This is a genomic window from Seonamhaeicola sp. MEBiC01930 (assembly GCF_045277075.1).
In the GTDB taxonomy this organism is placed as follows: Bacteria; Bacteroidota; Bacteroidia; order Flavobacteriales; family Flavobacteriaceae; genus Seonamhaeicola.
In genome coordinates, this window is sequence record NZ_CP104270.1 from 22,769 (window position 1) to 46,220 (window position 23,452).

At 31.0% G+C, this 23,452-nt stretch carries 24 protein-coding genes; 15 read left to right on the forward strand and 9 right to left on the reverse strand.

The features are described 5' to 3' along the window. Positions 1 to 56: 56 nt before the first annotated feature. The gene (gene nusB / locus N1F78_RS00120) at positions 57 to 1,004 is read right to left on the reverse strand and encodes a transcription antitermination factor NusB (RefSeq protein WP_406684168.1); all 948 of its coding nucleotides are present in this window, start codon (positions 1,002 to 1,004) and stop codon (positions 57 to 59) included. 208 nt (positions 1,005 to 1,212) lie between these two features. Between nusB and N1F78_RS00125 the strand changes: the two genes are divergently transcribed. After that, the gene (locus N1F78_RS00125; protein ID WP_406684169.1) at positions 1,213 to 2,964 is read left to right on the forward strand and encodes an ABC transporter ATP-binding protein; all 1,752 of its coding nucleotides are present in this window, start codon (positions 1,213 to 1,215) and stop codon (positions 2,962 to 2,964) included. A gap of 158 nt (positions 2,965 to 3,122) precedes the next feature. Continuing rightward, positions 3,123 to 3,512, forward strand: a complete 390-nt coding sequence (locus N1F78_RS00130; RefSeq protein ID WP_406684170.1) for a PUR family DNA/RNA-binding protein — start codon at positions 3,123 to 3,125, stop codon at positions 3,510 to 3,512. A 54-nt stretch (positions 3,513 to 3,566) separates the two neighbouring features. Here N1F78_RS00130 and N1F78_RS00135 read toward each other — a convergent pair whose 3' ends face one another. Genes N1F78_RS00135 through N1F78_RS00145 form a run of 3 tightly spaced genes read right to left on the reverse strand, consistent with a single transcriptional unit; the run spans position 3,567 to position 5,842 of the window. After that, positions 3,567 to 4,598: a lysophospholipid acyltransferase family protein gene (locus tag N1F78_RS00135; RefSeq protein WP_406684171.1), complete on the reverse strand. Its 1,032-nt coding sequence runs from the start codon at positions 4,596 to 4,598 to the stop codon at positions 3,567 to 3,569. 3 nt (positions 4,599 to 4,601) lie between these two features. Continuing rightward, positions 4,602 to 5,504: a bile acid:sodium symporter family protein gene (locus N1F78_RS00140; protein ID WP_406684172.1), complete on the reverse strand. Its 903-nt coding sequence runs from the start codon at positions 5,502 to 5,504 to the stop codon at positions 4,602 to 4,604. A 2-nt stretch (positions 5,505 to 5,506) separates the two neighbouring features. Continuing rightward, on the reverse strand, positions 5,507 to 5,842 hold the full coding sequence (locus N1F78_RS00145) for a tRNA-binding protein (protein WP_406684173.1): 336 nt from the start codon (positions 5,840 to 5,842) through the stop codon (positions 5,507 to 5,509). A 47-nt stretch (positions 5,843 to 5,889) separates the two neighbouring features. Between N1F78_RS00145 and N1F78_RS00150 the strand changes: the two genes are divergently transcribed. After that, positions 5,890 to 6,447, forward strand: coding sequence for a thioredoxin family protein (locus N1F78_RS00150; protein ID WP_406684174.1), 558 nt, complete (start codon positions 5,890 to 5,892; stop codon positions 6,445 to 6,447). Here the strand turns inward: N1F78_RS00150 and N1F78_RS00155 are convergent. From N1F78_RS00155 to N1F78_RS00170, 4 genes are all read right to left on the reverse strand, one after another. Continuing rightward, positions 6,444 to 6,929: an N-acetyltransferase family protein gene (locus N1F78_RS00155; protein ID WP_406684175.1), complete on the reverse strand. Its 486-nt coding sequence runs from the start codon at positions 6,927 to 6,929 to the stop codon at positions 6,444 to 6,446. The genes N1F78_RS00150 and N1F78_RS00155 overlap by 4 nt on opposite strands. Then, positions 6,930 to 7,475, reverse strand: coding sequence for a YfiT family bacillithiol transferase (locus N1F78_RS00160; RefSeq protein ID WP_406684176.1), 546 nt, complete (start codon positions 7,473 to 7,475; stop codon positions 6,930 to 6,932). 55 nt (positions 7,476 to 7,530) lie between these two features. Further along, the gene (locus N1F78_RS00165; protein WP_406684177.1) at positions 7,531 to 7,941 is read right to left on the reverse strand and encodes a hypothetical protein; all 411 of its coding nucleotides are present in this window, start codon (positions 7,939 to 7,941) and stop codon (positions 7,531 to 7,533) included. Between the two features lie 130 nt (positions 7,942 to 8,071). Beyond that, positions 8,072 to 9,004, reverse strand: a complete 933-nt coding sequence (locus N1F78_RS00170) for a peptidylprolyl isomerase (protein WP_406684178.1) — start codon at positions 9,002 to 9,004, stop codon at positions 8,072 to 8,074. Positions 9,005 to 9,342: 338 nt separating this feature from the next. Here N1F78_RS00170 and N1F78_RS00175 point away from each other — a divergent pair, with 338 nt between their 5' ends. Then, the gene (locus tag N1F78_RS00175) at positions 9,343 to 9,669 is read left to right on the forward strand and encodes a hypothetical protein (RefSeq protein WP_406684179.1); all 327 of its coding nucleotides are present in this window, start codon (positions 9,343 to 9,345) and stop codon (positions 9,667 to 9,669) included. A gap of 318 nt (positions 9,670 to 9,987) precedes the next feature. Here the strand turns inward: N1F78_RS00175 and N1F78_RS00180 are convergent, their stop codons facing one another. Further along, a complete protein-coding gene (locus tag N1F78_RS00180; RefSeq protein WP_406684180.1) occupies positions 9,988 to 12,192 on the reverse strand; it encodes a RecQ family ATP-dependent DNA helicase in 2,205 nt (734 codons plus the stop codon). Between the two features lie 203 nt (positions 12,193 to 12,395). Between N1F78_RS00180 and N1F78_RS00185 the strand changes: the two genes are divergently transcribed. The 11 genes from N1F78_RS00185 (at position 12,396) to N1F78_RS00235 (ending at position 23,436) form a co-directional block, all read left to right on the forward strand. After that, positions 12,396 to 13,361, forward strand: coding sequence for an SIS domain-containing protein (locus N1F78_RS00185; RefSeq protein WP_406684181.1), 966 nt, complete (start codon positions 12,396 to 12,398; stop codon positions 13,359 to 13,361). Then, positions 13,362 to 14,183, forward strand: coding sequence for a twin-arginine translocase subunit TatC (gene tatC / locus N1F78_RS00190; RefSeq protein ID WP_406684182.1), 822 nt, complete (start codon positions 13,362 to 13,364; stop codon positions 14,181 to 14,183). A gap of 23 nt (positions 14,184 to 14,206) precedes the next feature. Next, positions 14,207 to 14,947: an LPS export ABC transporter ATP-binding protein gene (gene lptB / locus N1F78_RS00195; RefSeq protein ID WP_406684183.1), complete on the forward strand. Its 741-nt coding sequence runs from the start codon at positions 14,207 to 14,209 to the stop codon at positions 14,945 to 14,947. Positions 14,948 to 15,748: 801 nt separating this feature from the next. After that, positions 15,749 to 16,468 carry a hypothetical protein gene (locus tag N1F78_RS00200; protein WP_406684184.1) on the forward strand — a complete coding sequence of 240 codons (720 nt, stop codon included), beginning with the start codon at positions 15,749 to 15,751 and terminating at the stop codon, positions 16,466 to 16,468. 138 nt (positions 16,469 to 16,606) lie between these two features. Beyond that, positions 16,607 to 17,218 carry a hypothetical protein gene (locus tag N1F78_RS00205; RefSeq protein WP_406684185.1) on the forward strand — a complete coding sequence of 204 codons (612 nt, stop codon included), beginning with the start codon at positions 16,607 to 16,609 and terminating at the stop codon, positions 17,216 to 17,218. 9 nt (positions 17,219 to 17,227) lie between these two features. After that, positions 17,228 to 18,346: a GDP-mannose 4,6-dehydratase gene (gmd, locus tag N1F78_RS00210; protein ID WP_406684186.1), complete on the forward strand. Its 1,119-nt coding sequence runs from the start codon at positions 17,228 to 17,230 to the stop codon at positions 18,344 to 18,346. A 178-nt stretch (positions 18,347 to 18,524) separates the two neighbouring features. Next, on the forward strand, positions 18,525 to 18,992 hold the full coding sequence (locus N1F78_RS00215; protein ID WP_406684187.1) for a UpxY family transcription antiterminator: 468 nt from the start codon (positions 18,525 to 18,527) through the stop codon (positions 18,990 to 18,992). A 274-nt stretch (positions 18,993 to 19,266) separates the two neighbouring features. Continuing rightward, on the forward strand, positions 19,267 to 20,220 hold the full coding sequence (locus tag N1F78_RS00220) for a GDP-L-fucose synthase family protein (protein WP_406684188.1): 954 nt from the start codon (positions 19,267 to 19,269) through the stop codon (positions 20,218 to 20,220). Between the two features lie 130 nt (positions 20,221 to 20,350). After that, the gene (locus N1F78_RS00225) at positions 20,351 to 21,376 is read left to right on the forward strand and encodes an NAD-dependent epimerase/dehydratase family protein (protein ID WP_406684189.1); all 1,026 of its coding nucleotides are present in this window, start codon (positions 20,351 to 20,353) and stop codon (positions 21,374 to 21,376) included. A gap of 31 nt (positions 21,377 to 21,407) precedes the next feature. After that, positions 21,408 to 22,286 (forward strand): N-acetylneuraminate synthase family protein, encoded by an 879-nt coding sequence (locus N1F78_RS00230; RefSeq protein WP_406684190.1) that lies wholly within the window; start codon positions 21,408 to 21,410, stop codon positions 22,284 to 22,286. Between the two features lies 1 nt (position 22,287). Further along, positions 22,288 to 23,436, forward strand: coding sequence for a cytidylyltransferase domain-containing protein (locus tag N1F78_RS00235; RefSeq protein WP_406684191.1), 1,149 nt, complete (start codon positions 22,288 to 22,290; stop codon positions 23,434 to 23,436). The last annotated feature ends 16 nt before the right edge of the window (positions 23,437 to 23,452 follow it).

Sequence of the window (23,452 nt, forward strand, 5' to 3'; positions counted from 1 at the left end):
AAAAGTAGTAATTATTTAATCTATTAAAAACTTTTCAATAACAACTTAACAAACATTTATAACAAACCACGTCCCATTTTATTTAACGTTCCTGTTTCTTGATATTCCTTCACTAACTTATCTAAAATACCATTAATAAAAATGCTGCTCTTTGGTGTTGAATACTCCTTAGATATCTCTAAATATTCGTTAATAGTAACTTTTACAGGTATAGATGAAAAATTCTTCAATTCACTAATAGCCATTTGCAACAGAGTATAATCTATATCAGCTATTCTGTCAGCATCCCAGTTTTTAGTCTTCTTCTCTATTTCGCCATTGATAGCTGTTTTATTCAGCAATGTCTTTTTAAATAAATCAATGGCAAATTGTTTATCCTCTTCCTCCTTATAAAGTTTTGGTATAAAATGAAAATCGTTGTTATTTTCAATCTTAGTTTTTCTTAATAACTTTAAAATAATTGTATTTATAACTGGTAAATCATCTAACCAAGTTAAATTCTTATCTTCAATATATTCATATAGCTTATCATTAGGTGCAATAATTTCTTTAAAAACATCTATTATAAACTCTTTATCCTCTTTAAAATCAGACACCCTAGTTTGCATATAATCTTTATATAAATCACTAGATAAAATAGCTTTAAAAACTATATCAACGTACTCATTATCTAGCTCCCAATTATCGATTTTATGCTTTTCTAACAGCTTTTTTAATTCTAAATCATCATTTAAAACCTTAAGAACTTGATTATTTAAAAACTTCCTGTTTGGATCTTTATCTTCAGCAGTGGCAAGATGCTTTTTTTGTTTTTTTTGAAGATCTATTTCAGCTCTTTTTTTAACCTCAATAAGAAGAGACATTAATAATAAGTATAAATTGTACATATTATCTATACTAAACATTAAAAACTTTTGCTCTTTAGAAAAATCATCACTTTCAGACCCCCTAAAAGCATATAGAGTTTGCATTACTTTTACACGAATATGTCTCCTGTTTAGCATAATAAAAAAAGAACTTAAATTAAAATAGAGTAAAACATTTACCGCTTTTTTTCTGATGCAAAAATAATATTATTTTAAAAAGAAACTTCATTTTTAGTTTTAATTATCACACTAATATTTTAGCGTATTTTTAACAAACACCAAACCTATTATAAAGTTATTTATACATTTATATACCCTATATTTGCTTAAGTGCTGAAAATGAGAAATGAAAGAATTACAACATTTAAATAAGTATTTTTTAAAATACAAAACGCATATATTTTTTGGAAGTATAATAACTATAGCTTCAAAAATATTTTTACTTTATACACCTAGATATGTAAAAGAAATTTTTGCAACCATTGAAAAATTTCAAGATGGTATCATTTCCAAGTCCGTTTTTAAATCAGAACTAGCCGAAGATATTCTTTATATAATTGGTGCAGCAATCATTGCAGGTGTACTAACTTTTTTTATGCGGCAAACTATTATTAACGTTTCAAGATATATTGAATTCGATTTAAAAAATGAAATTTACGAACAATACCAACGTCTATCTTTAAACTTTTATAAAAAGAACAGAACAGGAGATTTAATGAACCGTATAACGGAAGATGTTAGTAGAGTGAGAATGTATGCAGGTCCTGCAATAATGTATAGTATTAACACCATTACTTTGTTTGTAGTAGCTCTTATTTATATGTTTAATGAAGCTCCTAAACTTACACTATACACCATTTTACCCTTGCCCATACTTTCTGTAATTATATATAAATTAAGTAGAGAAATTCATAACCGCAGTACAGTTGTACAAGAATATTTATCTAAACTTTCAACGTTTACCCAAGAATCTTTCAGTGGAGTTTCGGTAATAAAAGCTTATGGTATTGAACCCCAAACAGCTTCAAATTTCACATCTTTAGCAAACGAGAGTAAAGAAAAACAGATAAACCTTGCCAAGGTTCAAGCATGGTTTTTTCCTATGATGATTTTACTAATTGGTACAAGTAATCTATTAGTTATATACATTGGAGGCATGCAATATATTAATGGAGAAATTGAAAGTTTAGGTACCATTGCTGAATTTATTATTTATGTAAATATGCTCACATGGCCAGTTGCTACGGTAGGTTGGGTCACCTCTATTGTTCAACAAGCTGAGGCTTCTCAAAAACGAATTAATGAATTTTTAAAAATTGAACCTGAAATTAAAAACATAATTGAAGCTTCAACTGAGATCACTGGCGATATTGAGTTTAAGAATGTTTATTTTACTTATGACGACACTAATATTGAAGCTTTAAAAGGAATAAGTTTTAATATAAAGCAAGGGGAAACGTTAGCTATATTGGGCAAAACTGGTTCTGGAAAATCTACAATTCTAGATTTAATAGGTAGACTGTATGATATTGATAATGGTAGCATTTTAGTGAATGATTCAGATATAAAAAATCATAATTTATATAATTTAAGAGAAAGTATTGGATATGTTCCACAAGATGCTTTTCTATTCTCTGATTCTATAAAAAACAATATAAAATTTGGTAAAGAAGATGCAACTGATGAAGAAGTTATAGGAGCTGCTAAAAATGCACAAGTACATAAAAACATCATAAAGTTTAATAATGGTTATGATACCGTTTTAGGAGAAAGAGGAATTACGCTTTCTGGTGGTCAAAAACAGAGAGTTTCAATTGCCAGAGCCATTATAAAATTACCCAAGATTTTATTGTTTGATGATTGCCTATCTGCAGTTGATACTGAAACTGAAGAAAAAATATTAAAAAACCTTAATAAAATATCAAAAGGAAAAACTATGATTATAGTAAGTCATAGAGTTTCCTCTGCTAAAAACGCAGATAAAATTATTGTTTTGGATGAAGGGAAAATAGTTCAGAAAGGTACTCATGAATCATTAATTAACACCGATGGTTATTACCAACATCTTTATCTAAAACAAATAAGCGAAACCAATTAATAATGAATTTATTGTCAACTTATTACAAATGTTTTTTTTAAACAAAATTCAACAAAAAAGAACATTTGAAAAAGAAACTTCATTAATAGTTGTTTAGTTTATGTTTTTTTTAGATTTTTGATATACAAAAGACAACTCAAATAATTTTTATTTAACTAATGAATAACAATGATATGATGGAGAGAGAAGAGATATTTTCTAAAGTATTAAGAGCAGGAAGACGTACATACTTTTTTGATGTAAGAGCTACTAAAGCAGATGATTATTACTTAACAATAACTGAAAGTAAAAAATTCACTAATGATGATGGTTCATTCCATTATAAAAAACATAAAATTTATATTTATAAAGAAGACTTTTCTGAGTTCAAAAGCATATTATCTGAAATGACAGATTTTATTATAGAACAAAAGGGAGATGAGGTAATTAGTGAGCGTCATCAAAAAGACTATAAAAAGGAATACAATGATGATAATTATTCCTCTGAAACTGAAGATAATTTAAAAGCAACTGAAAGTTTTACTGATGTTGATTTTGACGATATATAATCAAAACTTAAAATATATTGAAAACCGCTATACCATTGTATAGCGGTTTTTTTATTACCATTTAATAGCCAAAAGAGCCAAGACCAGACTAAAAAAGAAATACATTAAAGCAATAACCCAACCAAAATAAATTACCAAGATCATGGTTATAACTAAAAGCCAAAAAGGCACTAATGTAAGCGCAATGGCAAACCTAAACGTAGATTTAAACTCTAATTCCACAATCTTAGGTTCAGCAAACAACTTCCAAACGGCATAGGGCATAATCAAATTAATAATTAGTAAAAACTTGAAGACTTTATTGAAAAAATCAAGTTTAGTTTTAGGCCTAACCCTACAGTCTTTAAAATTATTTACTAAACAAGTATTAACCTCTTTAGGGTTTAAAAAATCAACATTCAATTTTTGTAATAAAAGTAAATCACTTTCGTAATTCTCTGGCGGAATATGAGTTGTCAGTTTCATTAACTCAGTATAAATCTTTGATTTCAAGTTAACAACGCCTTCATTTCTATTATCGCATAAAAAGTCCTTTGCAGAAACGGCTTTTCCAAAATACATAGCTGCACTATCAGAGAACTGTGTAGCATGTATATAGTTTAAACCAACGGGTACCAACTGTAAATCAATATTTGGATATTTCTCTAGAGTATCAAATACAATACGTGTAAACCCCTTACTAAGTGGTCTAACGCATCTAGCCAAATTATGACTCCCTTCAGGAAAAATTACAATAGCTTCGCCTTCTTTCAACAATTCAGAACAGGTTTCAAAAATGGCATTGTTATTTGTTAAATTATTCCATCCATCTCTAATTCTATATACGGGTAACATCTGTAAACTACCCAATAAATAGCTTACAAACTTTTTTTTAAAAACTGCAGCTCTAGTTAAAAAGAATGAAAACCGACTTCCTTTTGTGGCAATTAAAAGGGGGTCTAATAATGCATTTTGATGGTTTCCTAATAATAGAACAGGCTTGTCTCTAGGAATGTTTTCTATATTATAAACCACTACTTTTTTAAAGTAAAAGAACATGCCTAATCTCAAATATGCCCGTACACTATGTAGCCAAAGTTTTTTCAAATATTAGGAATTACCGTTTTTGTTAGACCAATAAAAAGCTAAAAGCAAACCAGAAACAATATGCCAAATCCCCCAAAAAGCAGCTAAAATTGCCATTCCTCCTAAACCATTAAAAAAAGTAAAAATGAGTAATAACCCCAATCCCGAATTTTGAATTCCCGTTTCTATAGCAATTGTTTTTTTATTCACAAAAGATAACCCGAATAAGGTAGCCACAAGAAACCCCAACGTAATAGCTACTATATTATGTGAAATCCCCAGTAATAATACATGATGAATATAAATATTAAATACGTCAATATTATTTGAGAATGCAATAACCACAATTGCCGCAAATATTATGATGGATAATGGTCTAAGAATTTTTGAAAGCTTCAAAGCTAGCTTTTCAAAATAATTCCTTACCAACATACCTAATAACAACGGAATGCCTAGAATTAGTGTTACCAACTTAATTAACTCAAACGGACTTAATTCAACCTCTTTTATTAATTGAGCAGTGGGTTGGTACAAATTCCCATAAAATTGAAAGTTAAAAGGGGTCATGAAAATTGCAAAAAAGGTAGCAAAAGCTGTTAAACTTATTGATAAAGCCGTATTGCCTTTTGCCAAATGGGTCATAAAGTTAGAAATATTACCTCCAGGGCAGGCTGCCACCATCATCATTCCTAAAGCAATACTTGGTTGTGGTTTAACAAGTAATACAACTAAGAAAGTAATAAACGGTAATAATATGAATTGAGACAAAACTCCTACCAAAACTAGTTTTGGCTGTTTTATCAAATTTTTGAAATCATTTATGGTTATACCCAAAGCAACGCCAAACATAACTATGGCTAAAGCTATACTAAGCACCCAAAGTCCATTAGTATCAAAGTTTATTTTAACCGAATCTAGTTCTTGCATAATTATGATACTACACTTCCGTTTTTCACCATATTTTCAGGATTTAAAAGAATAACATCTTTACTATTTACGGCTCCTAAAACTAAACATTCACTCATAAAATTGGCAATTTGTTTTTTTGGAAAATTTAAAACAGCTACTATTTGCCTATTCACTAAATTTTCTTTTTTATATAAGCTTGTAATTTGTGCTGAAGACTTCTTTATTCCTAAATCTCCAAAATCTATAGTTAATTGATAAGCTGGGTTTCTGGCATCTGGAAAGTCATTTACTTCAATAATAGTTCCTACTCTTAAGTCTACTTTAGTAAAATCTTCAAAAGTTATATTATCATTCATTTTTTAAAAATACAAATATTCACGAACTTTGAATAAAGTTATAATATATGGCAGATACTCCTTCAAATATGATTCCGTTAGGAACAAAGGCACCAGATTTCTCACTTATAGATACAAGCACAGATTCCATCTTGAGCTTAAATGATATTAAGGGTGAAAAAGGTACTGTTATAATGTTTATATGCAATCACTGCCCTTTTGTAATTCATCTTAATTCTGAAATTGTTTCTATAGCTAACTCCTATTTAAAAAAAGGAATTGGCTTTGTAGCTATTTCAAGTAATGATGTTGTAAACTACCCACAGGATGGTCCTGATAAAATGAAAATTCATGCTAAGAATGTAGGTTACCCATTTCCTTATTTATACGATGAATCTCAAAATATTGCCAAGGCTTACGATGCTGCTTGTACACCAGATTTTTATCTATTTGATAGTAATTTAAAATTAGTATATAGAGGCCAGTTAGATGATTCAAGACCTAGAAACAATAACCCTGTAACTGGCAGTGACTTTAGGCATGCTTTAGATTGTTTAACAAATGGTAGAGAGAATACTTCTGAGCAAAAACCAAGTATTGGGTGTAGTATTAAATGGAAGTTTTAACCGAATTTTAGTTGATAAAACCCAACATCTTGCCAGTCACCAAATTTTAAACCAACTTCTTTTAAATGCGCTACCTTTTTAAAACCCAATTTCTCATGAAGTTTTACACTGGCTTCATTTGGAAGGGTTAATACACCTAAAACAACATGAAACCCTTGTTCATTCAATAGTTTTATTAAGTAACTATACAATTTAGTGCCTATTTGTTTTCCTTGAGCTGTATGCTTCAAGTAAATAGTGGACTCTACTGTATTTGAATAAGCAGGTTTAGGCCTAAATTTACTTCCGTAGGCATAACCCAATAATTCATGGTTTTCCTCAAAAACTATAAATGGATATTCAGAATTTATTCTATTAACTTTTTTGGTAAATTCTTCAAAAGATAATACTTCATCATCAAACGTTGCAGTAGAATTAAGAACGTAGTGATTATAAATATCTAAAAGTTGTTGAGTATCTTCTTGCCGAAATTCACGAATCATTTATATCCAGCCTTTACGTTTAAGTAAGTTTTCAATATGTGCATAATGATGATTACTATGCCATGCATAATTACCAATATTATAAGAAAGTAATACCTCTGAATTTGTTTCTGGATGAATAAAACTCTTATTTAAATCTTCATCAGTTAGCCCTTTTAATAAATTCACCAATTTATAATGCACCGCTTTTATATGCTCTAAAGACATCTGTATAGGGTCATTTTTACTATCATGTAATTCTGCCCAATCTGCTTCGTTATAAGCTTTAATAACAGGTTTATCTTCTGTCAGCGCCCATTTAAAACGTGTATAACTATGATGATGACTATCAGAAACATGATGCACCACTTGCCTAATGGTCCAACCATCTGGTCTATACCTTGTATCTAACTGTTCTTTTGTTAAATATTTTACCAAGACTTCAAAACGAATTGGGAATTTCTCTAAAACCGAAATCCATTCTTTGATATGGTTTTCAGTTATTGGAGAGGGACATTCAAATGGTCCGATAGGATATTTTAATTGTTCTAAAGCAGTGTCGTTCATAAAACTAAATTTAAATATCCTCTAAAATAAGAATATTTATTCTTGATTTCTATTCTTAAGAATTTGTTTTTGCCAATTTTACCGCTTCTTCTAAAGACGTGAAATTTTTTATCTTTTTCTTAAAAAACATACCTTCAAATAACAAATTAAATGTTCCTTTTCGGTTAGGGCTTACTACATAATACTCTTTTAACTTATAACTGGACCTATAGAATTTTAACCAATCTTGGGCTACTACCGAATATGAATGTATTCTATTTGATATATAAATTATATCTTCTCCATCGGTACCCAAAAAATAGGCTAAATCATCAGCCATTTGCCTTCCATGATTATCCCATGTATATTTGACACCCTCATTAATTTCAACAATAAAAAAACCTTTAAATATAAAGACATTGGCAAAGGCATAATTAAGCTCTTTTAAAACATCTTTATAGAAAATTGAATTTTTTACACTAACCATCCTTATAAAGATAAAATTCTTAAGTATTAAGGTAAAAAATATTCGACAAACATTGTAAAAAAAACCATCAAACAAATTCAATAAAAAAAGGCACTTCAAATGAAGTGCCTTTTTTTTCTATATAATTATTCTATTTCACGTTCATCAACTCAACATCAAAAATTAATGTGGCATTTGGAGGAATTACGCCTCCAGCTCCTCTACTACCATAACCCAAATTACTTGGAATTACGAATCGAGCTTTATCACCCACACTTAATAGTTGAACACCCTCATCCCAACCAGGAATAACTTGACCTACACCCAATGGAAAATCAATTGGTTGGTTTCTTTTATATGAAGAATCAAAAACAGTTCCGTCAGCTAACTGACCTTTATAATGTACAGATACCGTTTTACCTTTTTCTGCTTTAGCTCCATCACCTTTTTGAATGATTTGATATCTTAAACCACTATCTGTCTTTTCAAAACCTGAAGCTAATTTTTCTAATTCTCCTTCAGCCTTCGCTTTTTCTTCTTCTTCTCTTTTTGCTCTAGCTCCTTCAAAGGTTCTAAACGCTTCAATAGCATTATAAGCTTCTGCTTCTGCCCCTACTCTTACAATCTCTAAAGTTTCAATTTCATCGCCTTGAGCAATGGCATCAACAACATCTTGTCCGTTTTCTACTTTACCAAAAACAGTATGATTATTATCTAACCAAGGTGTTTCAACATGAGTAATAAAAAATTGACTTCCGTTAGTACCAGGACCAGCATTAGCCATAGATAACACACCAGGACCATCATGCTTTAAATCTGGATGAAACTCATCATCAAACTGGTAACCAGGGTTTCCTGAACCACTACCTTGTGGGCACCCGCCTTGAATCATAAAATCTGGAATTACCCTGTGGAATTTTAATCCATCATAATAAGGTGTACCTTGAGGCTTCACTGAGTTTTCTAAATTACCCTCAGCTAAAGCAACAAAGTTTCCTACGGTACCAGGAGTTTTTTTGTATTCTAAAGCTACTAATATTTCACCTTTTGTAGTATTGAATTTTGCGTATAATCCGTCTTGCATTGTTCTAATTTTTAAGAAAGTGCAAATATAGCGAAAGCATGATAATTTTTACATCTTGATTACATAGATTTTAGCAAGTATCTGAACCTTAGCTAACTCATTGACTTTGTGAGAAAAATTCGCTAACTTCGTTTAACGTTGGATATAAACAATATGCAATAGAATTTATATCCATAATACTATTAGGCAAAATTTAAGAACAAAGACATAATACTCAAATGAAGAATCTAATACTCTTAATTGGACTAATTTTAATTTCACTCTCAAGCTGTAGTCTATCAAGAGAAGCAAAGACAAAAATTATTATTGATGAATTTGGATTAAAAAAAATCCAAAAAATGAATTATAATTATCAAATAGAAGGTTTAAAATCTGAAGCTAGTGAAAAAGACAGTATCAAGTTGTTTAAACTAGGCAGTTTATTAACAGATGAAGAAATACACATAAGGATATCTGCTGCATTTAACCAATTATATAGTGATAAAGACATAAATGATTTATACTCTTTCTTGCAAACTGAGGCATTTAAAAAATTTATAACATCAGGAGAAATGGATGAAATGCTAAAATCTAAGTTTATTGATATAGACAATCAAATAGAAAGTATAAGAAAAGATATTATAAATCAGCAAAAGAAAACTGAGCCTATTAATATGATAAATTAAAAAAAAGCTTTGCCTAACAACGGCTATAATTCAGCGTTATTTTTTGGCTAAACAAAAGAACTTTTCTTACTTTTAATCATGATTTCATCTGTGGACAAATCCTGCGGATTTATCCACGCCAAAATCATAGCTCAATCGTTAAACGAATCCACCAAAAATTAAACAATATTAGGTTTTAAAAATAAGATAGCAGATAGGTGCGTTAGGGATTGAGGCATTTGTTGAAGCTCACTGACGAAGGAGGTAGCGACAGCCGAAAGCCCGACCTGAGGTCCTGAACCAAGTTCAGAATGAAGGTAACGCCAAAATAAACATTAACTAGTTAGCTACTTCACTAATAAACTTAATACGGTACAGACGCAATTCTTCATCATCATAATCGCCATCAAATTCATCTATAGCTTCGTCTATGGCATCTGATTCTGATTCCATAAAATATTCATGAATTTCTTCTTGCTGATCTTCATCTAGAATTTCGTCAATCCAGTAGCTTATGTTTAGTTTGGTTCCCGAATAAACTATGGCTTCCATAGCTTTAATAAACTCCGGCATTTCCATACCTTTTGATGATGCTATGTCATCTAATGGTAACTTTCTATCAATATTCTGGATTATGTATAACTTTAACGTAGAATTACTACCTGTTGATTTCACAACAAGGTCGTCTGGACGGATAATATCATTTTCTTCAACATATTTTGCTATTAAACTAACAAAATCTTTACCGTACTTTCTAGCCTTACCCTCACCTACTCCATGAACATTACCCAACTCTGATAAATTTACAGGGTATTTAAGTGCCATATCCTCAAGTGATGGGTCTTGAAAAATTACGAATGGAGGTACGCCTAGTTTCTTAGCATTCTTCTTACGAAGATCTTTTAACATATTCATTAGAGTCTCATCAGCAGTGGCTCCTCCTCCTTTTGCGGCAGTTATAATTGTGCCATCTTCTTGTTCTCCTTCAAATATATGATCTTCAGTCATCATAAATGAATTTGGACTCTTAATATAAGCTCTTCCAGCATCATTTAATTTTATAACCCCATAGGTTTCAATATCTTTTTTGAGGTAGCCCGCTACAAGAACTTGTCTTAAAAGGGCCATCCACATTTTTTTATCCTTACCCTTACCTTGCCCAAAGAAAGGCTGCTCATTTGTTTTATGAGAGTTAATAAGTGCATTTTCATTTCCAACTATAACATTAACCAAATCTTTAGATTTGTATTTTTCATTGGTATTTTGAATAGTTTCTAACAGAACTACCACATCTTCTTTAGCTTCGTGTTGTTTTTTAGGATGCCTAACATTATCATCCATATCACCACCTTCACCTGCTTCGTTATCAAATTCTTCACCAAAATAATGTAATATGAATTTTCTTCTAGAAATAGAGGTTTCGGCAAACGCCACAACCTCTTGCAATAAAGCATGCCCTATTTCTTGTTCTGCAACAGGTTTACCAGACATGAATTTTTCAAGTTTCTCTATGTCTTTGTATGCATAATAAGCTAAACAATGACCCTCTCCTCCGTCACGTCCTGCTCTTCCTGTTTCCTGATAATAACTTTCTATACTTTTAGGAATATCATGATGAATTACAAAACGTACATCTGGTTTATCTATTCCCATTCCAAATGCTATAGTAGCCACAACCACATCAATGTCTTCCATTAAAAACATATCTTGGTGACTTGATCTAGTTTTAGCGTCTAAACCTGCATGATACGGTACTGCCTTTATTCCGTTAACCTGTAAAACCTGCGCTAACTCTTCAACACGCTTCCTACTTAAACAATAAACAATACCTGATTTTCCTTCGTTTTGCTTAACAAACCTTATAATATCGGCATCAACATCTTTTGTTTTCGGTCTTACTTCGTAATACAAATTAGGCCTGTTAAATGAAGCCTTGAAGGTTTTAGCTCCCGATATACCTAGATTTTTAATAATATCTTCTTGAACTTTAGGAGTTGCTGTAGCAGTTAAGCCTATTATTGGTATATTTTCACCAATCCTACCTATAATATGTCTTAAATTCCTGTATTCTGGTCTAAAATCATGCCCCCATTCACTAATGCAATGGGCCTCATCAATAGCCATAAAAGACACCTTAACAGTTCTTAAAAAATCAACATTTTCATCTTTTGTTAAAGATTCAGGAGCAACATATAATAATTTCGTAATACCGTTTACAATGTCTTCTTTTACACGTTTAACTTCGGTTTTATTTAACGAGGAATTTAACACATGTGCAATACCTTCTTCGTTCGAAACACCTCTAATAGCATCTACCTGATTTTTCATTAAGGCTATTAATGGTGAAACAACAATTGCAGTACCTTCTTGCATTAAAGCCGGTAATTGATAACATAGCGATTTACCACCGCCAGTTGGCATAATTACGAATGTATGCTTTCCTGATAAAATACTCTCAACAACATCTTCTTGCAAACCTTTGAACTTATTAAATCCAAAATACTTTTTAAGAGCTGAATGCAAGTCATCTTTTGCTATTAACATGAATTGAATAAATATAAATTAACTTATTTAAAACCTCTAATTATTCAAAATTTCATTGAATATTAATATTAGAATGTTTTAGAGAACCCTCATATTTTTTTCGTTAGTTTTGTAACGAATTTCCAAATTTCATTAAAATATTAATTTGGACAAGATTAAAGATAATAAAATCTTTAAAAGCATCAACTAAAAAGATACAAATTTTGAATAGCGAGAATACTATTTTACAAATTGCTAAACAAACCATAGAAGCAGAAAGTAAAGCCATTTTTAATCTATCTCATTTAATAACAAACGATTTTGCTAGTGCTGTTGAATTGATTTATAATTCTAAAGGAAGGGTAATTATTACAGGTATTGGTAAAAGTGCTATTATAGCCAACAAAATAGTAGCAACATTAAACTCTACTGGTACTCCTGCCATATTTATGCATGCTGGTGATGCTATTCATGGCGATTTAGGGCTTATTTTAAAGGAAGATGTAGTTATCTGTATATCTAAGAGTGGTAATACTCCAGAAATTAAAGTATTAGTACCATTAATTAAGAGTGCCAAAAATAAAATGATTGCTATAACGGGTAATAAAGATTCCTTTTTGGGGCAACAAGTTGATTACGTTTTAAACACTTATGTTGACAAGGAAGCTTGTCCAAATAATTTGGCACCAACAACTAGTACAACAGCTCAGTTAGTAATGGGAGATGCTTTAGCCATTTGCCTTTTAAAAATGAGAGGGTTTTCTAGTAAAGACTTTGCCAAATATCATCCTGGAGGCTCTTTAGGAAAAAAACTATATTTAAGGGTTCATGATATCTCATCCGTAAATGAAAAACCTAAAGTACTACCTACCGCAAGCATAAAAGAGGTTATTGTTGAAATTACGGAGAAAAGATTAGGCGTAACAGCAGTAGTTGAAAATGATGAAATTATTGGTATTGTTACCGATGGTGATTTAAGAAGAATGCTAAGTAATGTTGATGATTTTACATCATTAACTGCTTCGGATATTATGAGTGCTACCCCAAAACGTATTAAGGCTGAAACTATGGCTGTTGATGCTTTAGAACTGATGGAAGAAAATGAAATTACACAGTTGCTTGTGGAGGAAAAAGGGAAATATGCAGGAATTGTTCATTTACATGATTTAATTAAAGAAGGCATTATATAAATGGCAAAAAAGAACATAAACGAAATGTCTTTTCTAGATCACCTTGAAGATTTAAGATGGCATTTAATTAGAATTTGTTTAGCTGTTGTTATAGTAGCTACATTGGCTTTTATTTTTAGCAGATTTATTTTTGATGAAATTATTTTTGCTCCTCTAAAAATGAGTTTTCCAACTTATGACCTTTTATGCAGAACTGCCACTTTCATTGGGGTAGACACTACCTTCTGCAATGAAGAAGTACCAATGATAATACAAAACCGTACTATGGCAGGACAATTTTCTGCCGATATTTGGACTGCTATTTTGGCTGGATTTGTAATTTCATTTCCCTACGTTATCTATCAATTATGGAAATTTGTAAGCCCTGGTTTGCATCAAAATGAAAGAAAGCATTCTAGAGGGTTTATAGTTATTTCTTCTTTATTGTTTTTTATGGGTGTTTTATTTGGTTACTATATTGTAACACCACTATCTATAAATTTTTTAGCAAACTATAGTGTTTCTGAAACAGTAGATAATCAAATAGACATTAGTTCATATATAGCGTTAGTGCGTTCATCTGCCTTGGCCTCAGGTCTTATTTTTGAGCTTCCAATCATCATTTATTTCTTTACCAAAATTGGCTTGGTAACTCCAGAAGTTCTCAAAAAATATAGAAAATACGCCTTGGTTATTGTTTTAATTCTATCGGCAATTATTACGCCACCAGATATAGCTAGTCAAGTTATTGTTGCCATTCCAATTATAATATTATATCAAGTAAGTATTTTCATTTCTAAAATGGTTGTTAGAAATCAAAAGCGAAAAGAAGCCAATAATTAATTAAATTTAGCGTTATTGCAAATATGATTTTAAGAGCTGAAAATTTAATGAAGTCCTATAGCGGACGTAAAGTTGTGAAAGATGTTTCCTTAGAAGTTAATCAAGGGGAAATTGTTGGATTATTAGGTCCTAATGGAGCAGGTAAGACCACTTCTTTCTATATGATTGTAGGGTTAATTAAACCCAATGGAGGACAAATTTTTCTTGACAATACTGAAATAACTAAATACCCTATGTACAAAAGAGCACAAAATGGGATTGGTTATTTGGCTCAAGAAGCTTCAGTTTTTAGAAAATTAAGTATTGAAGATAATATTTTAAGTGTATTGCAATTAACCAAACTAAGTAAGAAAGAGCAGCATCATAAAATGGAATCTTTAATTGAAGAATTTAGTTTGGGGCATATAAGAAAAAATAGAGGTGACCTTTTATCGGGTGGTGAAAGACGTAGAACTGAAATTGCCCGTGCACTTGCCACAGATCCAAATTTTATTCTTTTAGATGAGCCTTTTGCAGGGGTTGACCCTGTGGCTGTTGAAGATATTCAACGTATTGTGGCACAACTTACCAAAAAGAACATTGGTATTCTTATTACTGACCATAACGTGCAAGAAACCTTAGCAATTACAGATAGAACATACCTAATGTTTGAAGGAGGTATATTGAAACATGGTATCCCAGAAGATCTTGCTAACGATCAAATGGTACGTAAAGTTTATCTAGGTCAAAATTTTGAACTTAGAAAGAAGAAGGTTAGAGATTAAGTGTATTTTTATAAACCTAATTTTGCTTTATTCCAAATACAATTACCTCTATTTTCTAATGGAAATAAACGAAGGTCAATGAGAGTTTTAAACATTAACTTGCCATAATTTGAATTCTTTTAAACCTCCAGTTTAAAGCTTAAAAAAACAAATTAACCAACCTCTGAATCAACTTTATAGACCTAATGGTCTTTTCTATTTTGCTTCATGGAATATTCAAAAAAAAAAAAAACGTAAGAATGAAACTAAGAATCCAAATTATGGCAAGTTAAGGTCTTAATAAAATGTTAATAATAAATTTCCCATAATGTAAGAAAACATCATTTTTCCCCTAAATTTGAATTGTTAAATCGTAATTAATTTCGAGTATAATAAACTGAATCCTCTAACCAAATCTTTGACATGAAAAAAGCTAAAATTTTTTACCTAATATCATTTGCAATGTTAACCATGTTGTTGGTATTATTGGCGTTAAATAATATTATGTTTTATTAATAGACTCTTAATAGGAACTACCTCTATAGTTTACAAGTCAAAATCGAAAAGAAAAGAGGTATACTATTTAAGTTTTGATATTAGAATTTATTATTAATGTTAAATACCTAAGTATTCAACCAGATAACCACCAATATCAATTGATAAATATACCATAGAACAAAAATAAAAATAGTCATGCACTGGTTTATTTAAAATAAAGATTAGTATTTCGTAACAAAATACTTAGTAAAACTGATGTGTGGAGATCTAGAAAAAGAAGTTAGTTTTATATCTCTAATTTTATTTTTCATGAATTAATTAATTATGAAATCTGTTCAATTTTCTTATTTAATTTCATTTTTTTTCTTTTGTAGCTTAATAGCTCAATCACAATCGAGCACCAAAAACTCATTTGATTATTTCAACAATAATTGGAGCATTGGTGTTGGTATAAATGTAGTAGGTGATGCTGGTGACGGATTTAAAAACATTTTTAATTCTGAGTTAAATGGAAAAGCGTATTGGAATTACAGTAACCCCCTTGTAATCAATGCAGAATATTATTTAAACAATAAATTTAGTTTTGAATCTGTAATATCCTTAAATGCGTATAAAGCACATAAAATTATTGACGGCAGTAGTGTTAGCCAAGGTCATGAAGCTAATTACATCAGTTTTGACCTTTTAACAAAATATTCTTTTCGTTCTATAATAAACAGTAGCCGTATTGACCCATTCCTATCTGCAGGTCTTGGCTATACACATATTGGAGATTACCAAACCCAATTACACGGCACCAACATATCTAATAACGGAAGAATTACTGGAAATCTTGGTTTTGGATTACGTTTTTGGTTTTCAAATCATTGGGGGGTTCATACTAATGCCATTGCCAAATTTGGAACTTCCAAAACAACTACTAACCACCAACAATACAATATAGGGTTTACGTATTTATTCTCCCAAAAAGACAAACAAAAACCAGCTACCAATCATAGCCAAGAATATGAGGAATTAATCAAAGGAAATTATAAAAAAGATTAATCTAAATTATTATATTTTTTACCTATAAACCAAATGAATTTATTGTTTAACCATTTAATTTACGGTAAAAAATATCCTATATTTGTGGCTTTTAGAAACACAAAAACTTAATACCTAATTTTTTAAATTACAAAACTTATGAACCCCATTAAACTACCTTTATTAATTTTTACACTATTATCATTTTATTTTGTAGATGCACAAAAAATATTTCAAGATTTCGATCATTTTGATAGAAATTGGAGTTTTGGTCTTGGCATTAATACTGTTGATGATTCAGGACGTCGTTTTGATCCTTTCAATAAAAATAAGAATTTGGCTCATAGAATACCAATTATGGTCAGTGCTGAATATCACCAAAACCAACAATTTAGTTATTTCGGAGTAATCTCAATCAACCAATGGGCAGAAGGGGAATTGATTGATGGCAGTAGAGTCTCTAACTCTACACCTACTTTTTTCGGGGTAGATCTAGGAGTTAAGTATTCTTTTAGAAAACTACTTAATATAAAAATTTTTGACCCTTATATTGCACAGGGTTTTGGTTATAGTACAATTGGGCGATTCACAAATAATTTCGGAACCGAAATTAACCCTGATGGAAGGTTAACTGCTAATACTACTTTAGGTGTATATTTTTGGCTTTCTAAATACTGGGGAATAAACCTTAATGGCACAGCAAAAATATCCCTTACAAATGACACAAATTTATCTCAATTTGGTTTAGGCATTGTTTACTTGACAAAATAATTCAAAATAATGGATAAAAAAGTAGCTTTTATTACTGGAGTAACGGGGCAAGATGGGGCGTATTTAAGTGAGTTTTTATTGAAGAAAGGCTATATTGTTCATGGACTAAAACGTCGCTCATCCTTATTTAACACAGATAGGGTTGATCATTTGTATCAAGACCCACATGTTGAGCATCGAGATTTTATTTTACATTACGGAGATATGACCGATAGTTCAAATTTAACTAGGCTTATCCAAGAAATACAGCCAGATGAAATTTACAATCTAGCAGCAATGAGCCATGTACATGTCTCATTTGAAATGCCAGAGTATACAGCCAATGCTGATGGCATAGGGACCTTGAGGCTATTAGAGGCAGTACGCTTTTTAGGTTTAGAGAAAAAAACTAGAATTTATCAAGCGTCTACTTCAGAATTGTATGGTAAGGTTCAAGAGGTACCGCAATCTGAAACTACCCCTTTTTATCCACGGTCACCTTATGCTGTTGCCAAAATGTATGCATATTGGATTACCGTAAATTATCGTGAAGCTTATAATATATATGCTTGTAATGGCATACTATTTAACCATGAATCACCTATAAGAGGAGAAACTTTTGTTACCAGAAAAATTACTAGAGCTACATCCCGAATTGCCTTGGGTATGCAAGACAAGTTCTATTTGGGCAATTTAAATGCCCAACGTGATTGGGGCCATGCTAAAGATTATGTGCGAATGATGTGGATGATTCTTCAAGCAGATGAAGCTGAAGATTGGGTAATTGCCACAGGAAAAACTACCACAGTTAGAGAATTTGTTCGTTTAAGTTTTGCTGAAGTAGGTATAACCTTAGAGTTCAAGGGGGAAGGTGTTAATGAAAAAGCCTTTGTAAAAGCTTGTAAAAACCAAAACTATCAATTAGAAATTGGTAAAGAAGTACTATCTGTAGATCCTAGATACTTTAGACCAACTGAGGTTGATCTGTTAATTGGAGACGCAACCAAAGCTAACAAAAAATTAGGATGGAAATGTCAATATGAATTATCGGATTTGGTACAAGATATGATGCAGAGTGATTTACAACTCATGAAAAAAGAACAATATTTACGTGAAGGAAATTATAAGACCTTAAATTATTATGAGTAATATTAATAAAGGTATTGAATTCAATGTAAATCATTGTGCAAAAAATTTAATAAACTATCCCATACCATTGGTCCAACGAGCACCTGTATATAATTACATTGTGGTAAAAAATAACAAAGACTTGAATTATAACAGGTTAATTAACATTGAGAATTTTGATTTTTTTTTAGATTAAATTATGGATTGGAAAGTTCTATATGTCAAATCCAGAAATGAAAAAAAGGTGATGTCATCGCTTTTAAAACTTGGAATCAAAGCGTACTGCCCACTAATTACAGAAGTTCATCAGTGGTCTGATAGAAAAAAAAAAGTTCAGGTTCCTTTAATTAATTCTTATGTTTTTGTCCAATTGGAAGAGAGCCAACACAATATAGTATTTCAGGTTCCAGGAGTTCTAAGATACCTCTTTTGGATGGGTAATCCAGCTATTGTTCGAGACAAGGAAATTGAATTAATGCAAAATTGGTTAAGCAATGATAATGTCATTGCCCATATTGAAAGCCTGCAACCAGGTGATTATATAAATATTAAAGCAGGACCTTTTGAAGGAAAAAAAGGTATTGTTCAAGAAATAAATAAAAACAGAATCCAGTTGTTACTACTGGATTTAGAAATGAAAATTACTTTAAACAGAAATTTAATCTGATTAAAGTATTTTTTTAACCTTATATAATACTTAGTTTCTAATGTGACTGAGAGAGCGGAGCTGTGGGAAAAATATAAAATGGAAAATCATTTAGTAGTTCATTAAATGCTTTTTATTGGCTCAAAAAAAGAGGACTTTCTAATTATAGATAAGCAAACAGTAATTTACAATACTGGGTCTAAACCTAACATATTGTGGTTTTCGTTAACAATAAATTTGGTATTTGAAGCAATCATTGTATAAAGACAATTGTGAGGATAAAGGAATTAAAATTATGAATAAAGATTCAAAAATATACATAGCAGGTCATAGAGGAATGGTTGGTTCCGCTATTTGGAGGGCTCTTGATGCACAAGGTTATTCTAACTTAATAGGAAAACCTAGTAAAGATTTAGATTTACGCAATCAAAAAGCAGTTAGTGATTTCATAAGTAAAGAAAAACCTGATATTATAATAGATGCTGCTGCAAAAGTTGGCGGTATTTTGGCTAATAGCAAATACCAATTTGAATTTCTCATAGAAAATATGCAAATTCAAAATAATTTAATTGACGCTGCTCATAAATCCAACGTTGAGAAATTTGTGTTTTTAGGTAGTTCTTGTATTTATCCTAAATTGGCTCCTCAACCTTTAAAAGAATCCTATCTACTTACAGGACCATTAGAACCTACTAACGATGGTTATGCCATAGCAAAGATTTCTGGTGTACGACTATGTAAAGCATTAAGAGATCAATATAATAAAGACTTTGTAAGCTTAATGCCAACTAATTTATATGGGCCTCATGATAATTTTGAATTACAATCGTCTCATGTTTTACCAGCTATGATTCGGAAGTTTCATGAAGCCAAATCAAATAATAATGCTCCAGTCACTTTATGGGGTACAGGTAGCCCTATGCGGGAATTTCTGCACGTGGATGACCTTGCTAAGGCGGTTATTTATGCTGTTGAAAATGACCTTCCAGAGCATTTATATAATGTTGGTACAGGTATAGATGTCACCATTAAAGATTTAGCAAAAATAGTACAGGAAACAGTAGGTCATAAAGGCGAAATTGTATGGGATGATTCAAAACCTGATGGAACGCCACGTAAACTTATGGATGTATCTAAAATGAACGCTTTAGGATGGAAAGCTGAAATTGAATTGAGTAAAGGAACTCAAAGTACTTATGAATGGTTTTTGGCAAATGAAAATACTTTAAAAAAAAATAAAATAAAATAATTTAAAAATTGAATTTGCTAATTAATGTGTATAGAGTATTTTTTCCTTTATTAAAAAATAAAAATATTATAAGAAAAGTGATAATTGGGAAGAAAAAGGGTTTAGAATCTTCAAAATGATAAATAATTAAATGCAAATATTAGTCACTGGCGCTGCTGGATTTATAGGTTTTCATTTATGTAAAACCTTATTAGAACAAGGGCATAGTATTATTGGGTTAGATAACATTAATGATTATTATGATGTTAATTTAAAGTACGCCCGACTTAATGAATTAGGGATTTCAAAAAATAATGCTAAACCTTTTTTAAAATTAACCAAGAGTCATTCTTTTGGAGAAAATTTCCATTTTATAAGAATGAATTTGGAGGATAAAATTGAATTAGCAAAACTTTTTAAAAATCAGAATTTCGATATTGTTTGTAATCTAGCAGCGCAAGCAGGAGTGCGTTATAGTATTGAAAATCCCGATGTTTATGTAAGTAGTAACGTGATTGGTTTTTTTAATATATTAGAATGTTGTAGACATAACAAAATCAAGCACTTATTATACGCAAGTAGTTCTAGTGTATATGGCGAAAACAAGGAAGTACCTTTTACCCCCCAAGATAAAGTAGATCATCCAATTAGTTTGTATGCTGCTACTAAAAAAAGTAACGAATTAATGGCATATACATATAGCCATTTGTATAACATTCCAACTACTGGAATACGTTTGTTTACTGTTTATGGTCCTTGGGGACGACCAGATATGGCTATTTATATGTTTGCCAAAGCTATTTCAGAAAGAAACTTTATTAAAGTATTTAACAACGGAAATATGAGCCGTGATTTTACTTATATAGATGATATTATAAGCGGAATTGAATTATTCATGCATAACCCACCACAAAAAAAGGATGCAAAACCTGCATATAGAATTTCGAATATAGGGAATGGTAGTCCTCAATCGTTAATGAACTTCATTAAGTCAATTGAAAAGAGTTTGGGTATAGACGCCATTAAAGAATATCTTCCCATGCAGGATGGTGATGTATCACAAACATGGGCTGATCTCTCTGAACTTGAAGATTTAGGTTATAAAAGTACCACGAAAATTGAGGAAGGTGTCCAGAAGTTTGTAGATTGGTTTAAATCCTATCACAAAATTGAATGATTAAGAATAAAAAAATTATAAATAAAATATTATGAGTCAAAGAAAAGAGCCTTATGTAATTGCGGAAATTGGATGTAATCACAAGGGAGATCTTGAAATAGCAAAGGAATTAATTAGAGTTGCAAAAATATTTTGCAATGTTGATGCCGTAAAATTCCAAAAGAGGAATAATAAGGAATTATTAACAGAGGAACAGTATAATGCTCCACACCCTAACCCTGTCAATTCTTATGGAGACAGCTATGGTGCCCATCGAGAATTTTTAGAGTTTAACATAGAACAAAATAAAGAATTGATGGCATATTGTAATGAAATTGGTATCACTTATTCAACTTCAGTTTGGGATTTAACTTCCGCTAAAGAAATGGCCTCATTGAACCCTGAATTTTTGAAAATACCTTCTGCATGCAATAATAATTTTGAAATGCTAGAGTGGTTGGCAAAAAACTATAAAGGCGATATTCATGTCTCTACTGGAATGACTTATTTGAACGAAATTGAGAGCATCATTGAGTTATTCGAAAAATTTGATAGGACCAAAGATTTAATAGTTTATAACTGTGTATCTGGTTACCCTGTCCCTTTTGAAGATGTTTCACTTCTAGAAATTTTAAACCTCAAAGAAAGATATGCCCATAGGGTTAAAGAGATTGGTTTTTCAGGGCATCATCTTGGTATTGCCATAGATGTAGCAGCATTTACATTAGGAGCAACCGTTATAGAAAGACATTATACACTTGATAGAACCTGGAAAGGAACTGATCATTCAGCTTCTTTGGAGCCGTCCGGTCTGAGAAAATTGGTTAGAGACTTAAAAGCAACATCTAAAGCATTAACCTATAAAGAAAGGGAAATTTTGGATATTGAAAAAGTCCAACGAGAAAAACTCAAGTACAGAAAAGATAACTAAAATGACCATAGCATTCATTCCAGCAAGAGGTGGTAGTAAAGGAATTCCTGATAAAAATATAAAATATTTTTGTGGAAAACCATTGATTTATTGGACCCTTAGTGAACTTCAAAAAACCAATCAAGTTGATGAGATTATTGTTGCCACAGATTCTCAAAGGATTAAAGATGTGGTTGAAGGATTCAATTTTAATAAGGTAAAAGTTTACGATAGATCGCCTGCTAATGCTTTAGATGATTCTTCTACAGAAAGTGTGATGCTTGAATACTTAGAAAGAAATCCTAAAAATATAAAGGACGTTTTTATGTTGGTACAAGCAACTTCACCTTTAACAATTTCCTATGATTTTTCGGAAGCATTAACTAAATATCATGAGAATTTATATGATTCCATTTTATCTTGTGTAAGAATCAAAAGATTTTTTTGGAATGAGAACGGTACTCCAAAAAACTATGACTTCAATAAAAGACCTAGAAGGCAAGACTTTAATGGAGAACTATTAGAGAATGGCGCTTTTTATATCAATTCTGTTGAAAATATTTTAAAACACAAAAACAGATTATCAGGACGTGTAGGTATTCATGAAATGCCTGAATTCACATCTTTAGAAATCGATGAGGAAGAGGATTGGATTGTGGGGGAATCATTGATGAATAAATTCGTTCTTAAACCCAATAAAGAAACAAATATAAAGCTATTCGTTACAGATGTAGATGGTGTTTTAACGGATGCTGGTATGTATTATACGGAGACCGGAGATGAATTAAAAAAATTCAACACTCATGATGGTATGGCCTTCCAAATACTACGTGAAGCCGGTGTAAAAACAGCCATAGTAACATCAGAAGACACCGCTATTGTTTCAAAACGAGCAGAAAAATTAAAAGTTGATTATTTGTATCAAGGAAAAAAACATGGTGGTAAATTGTCTTCTGTAAAAAACATCTGTGAAATCGAGAATATTTCCCTCAAGCAAGTTGCATATATTGGAGATGACATTAACTGTTTTGAACTATTGTCTGCTGTAGGAATAGCAGCGTGTCCCGCAAATGCGCTTCCTAAAATAAAAAATATACCTGGAATAATTCAGTTGTCGAAAAAAGGAGGTGAAGGCGTTGTTAGAGAATTTATTAATATTCTAAGGTTTTAACATTTATCATTCCAAG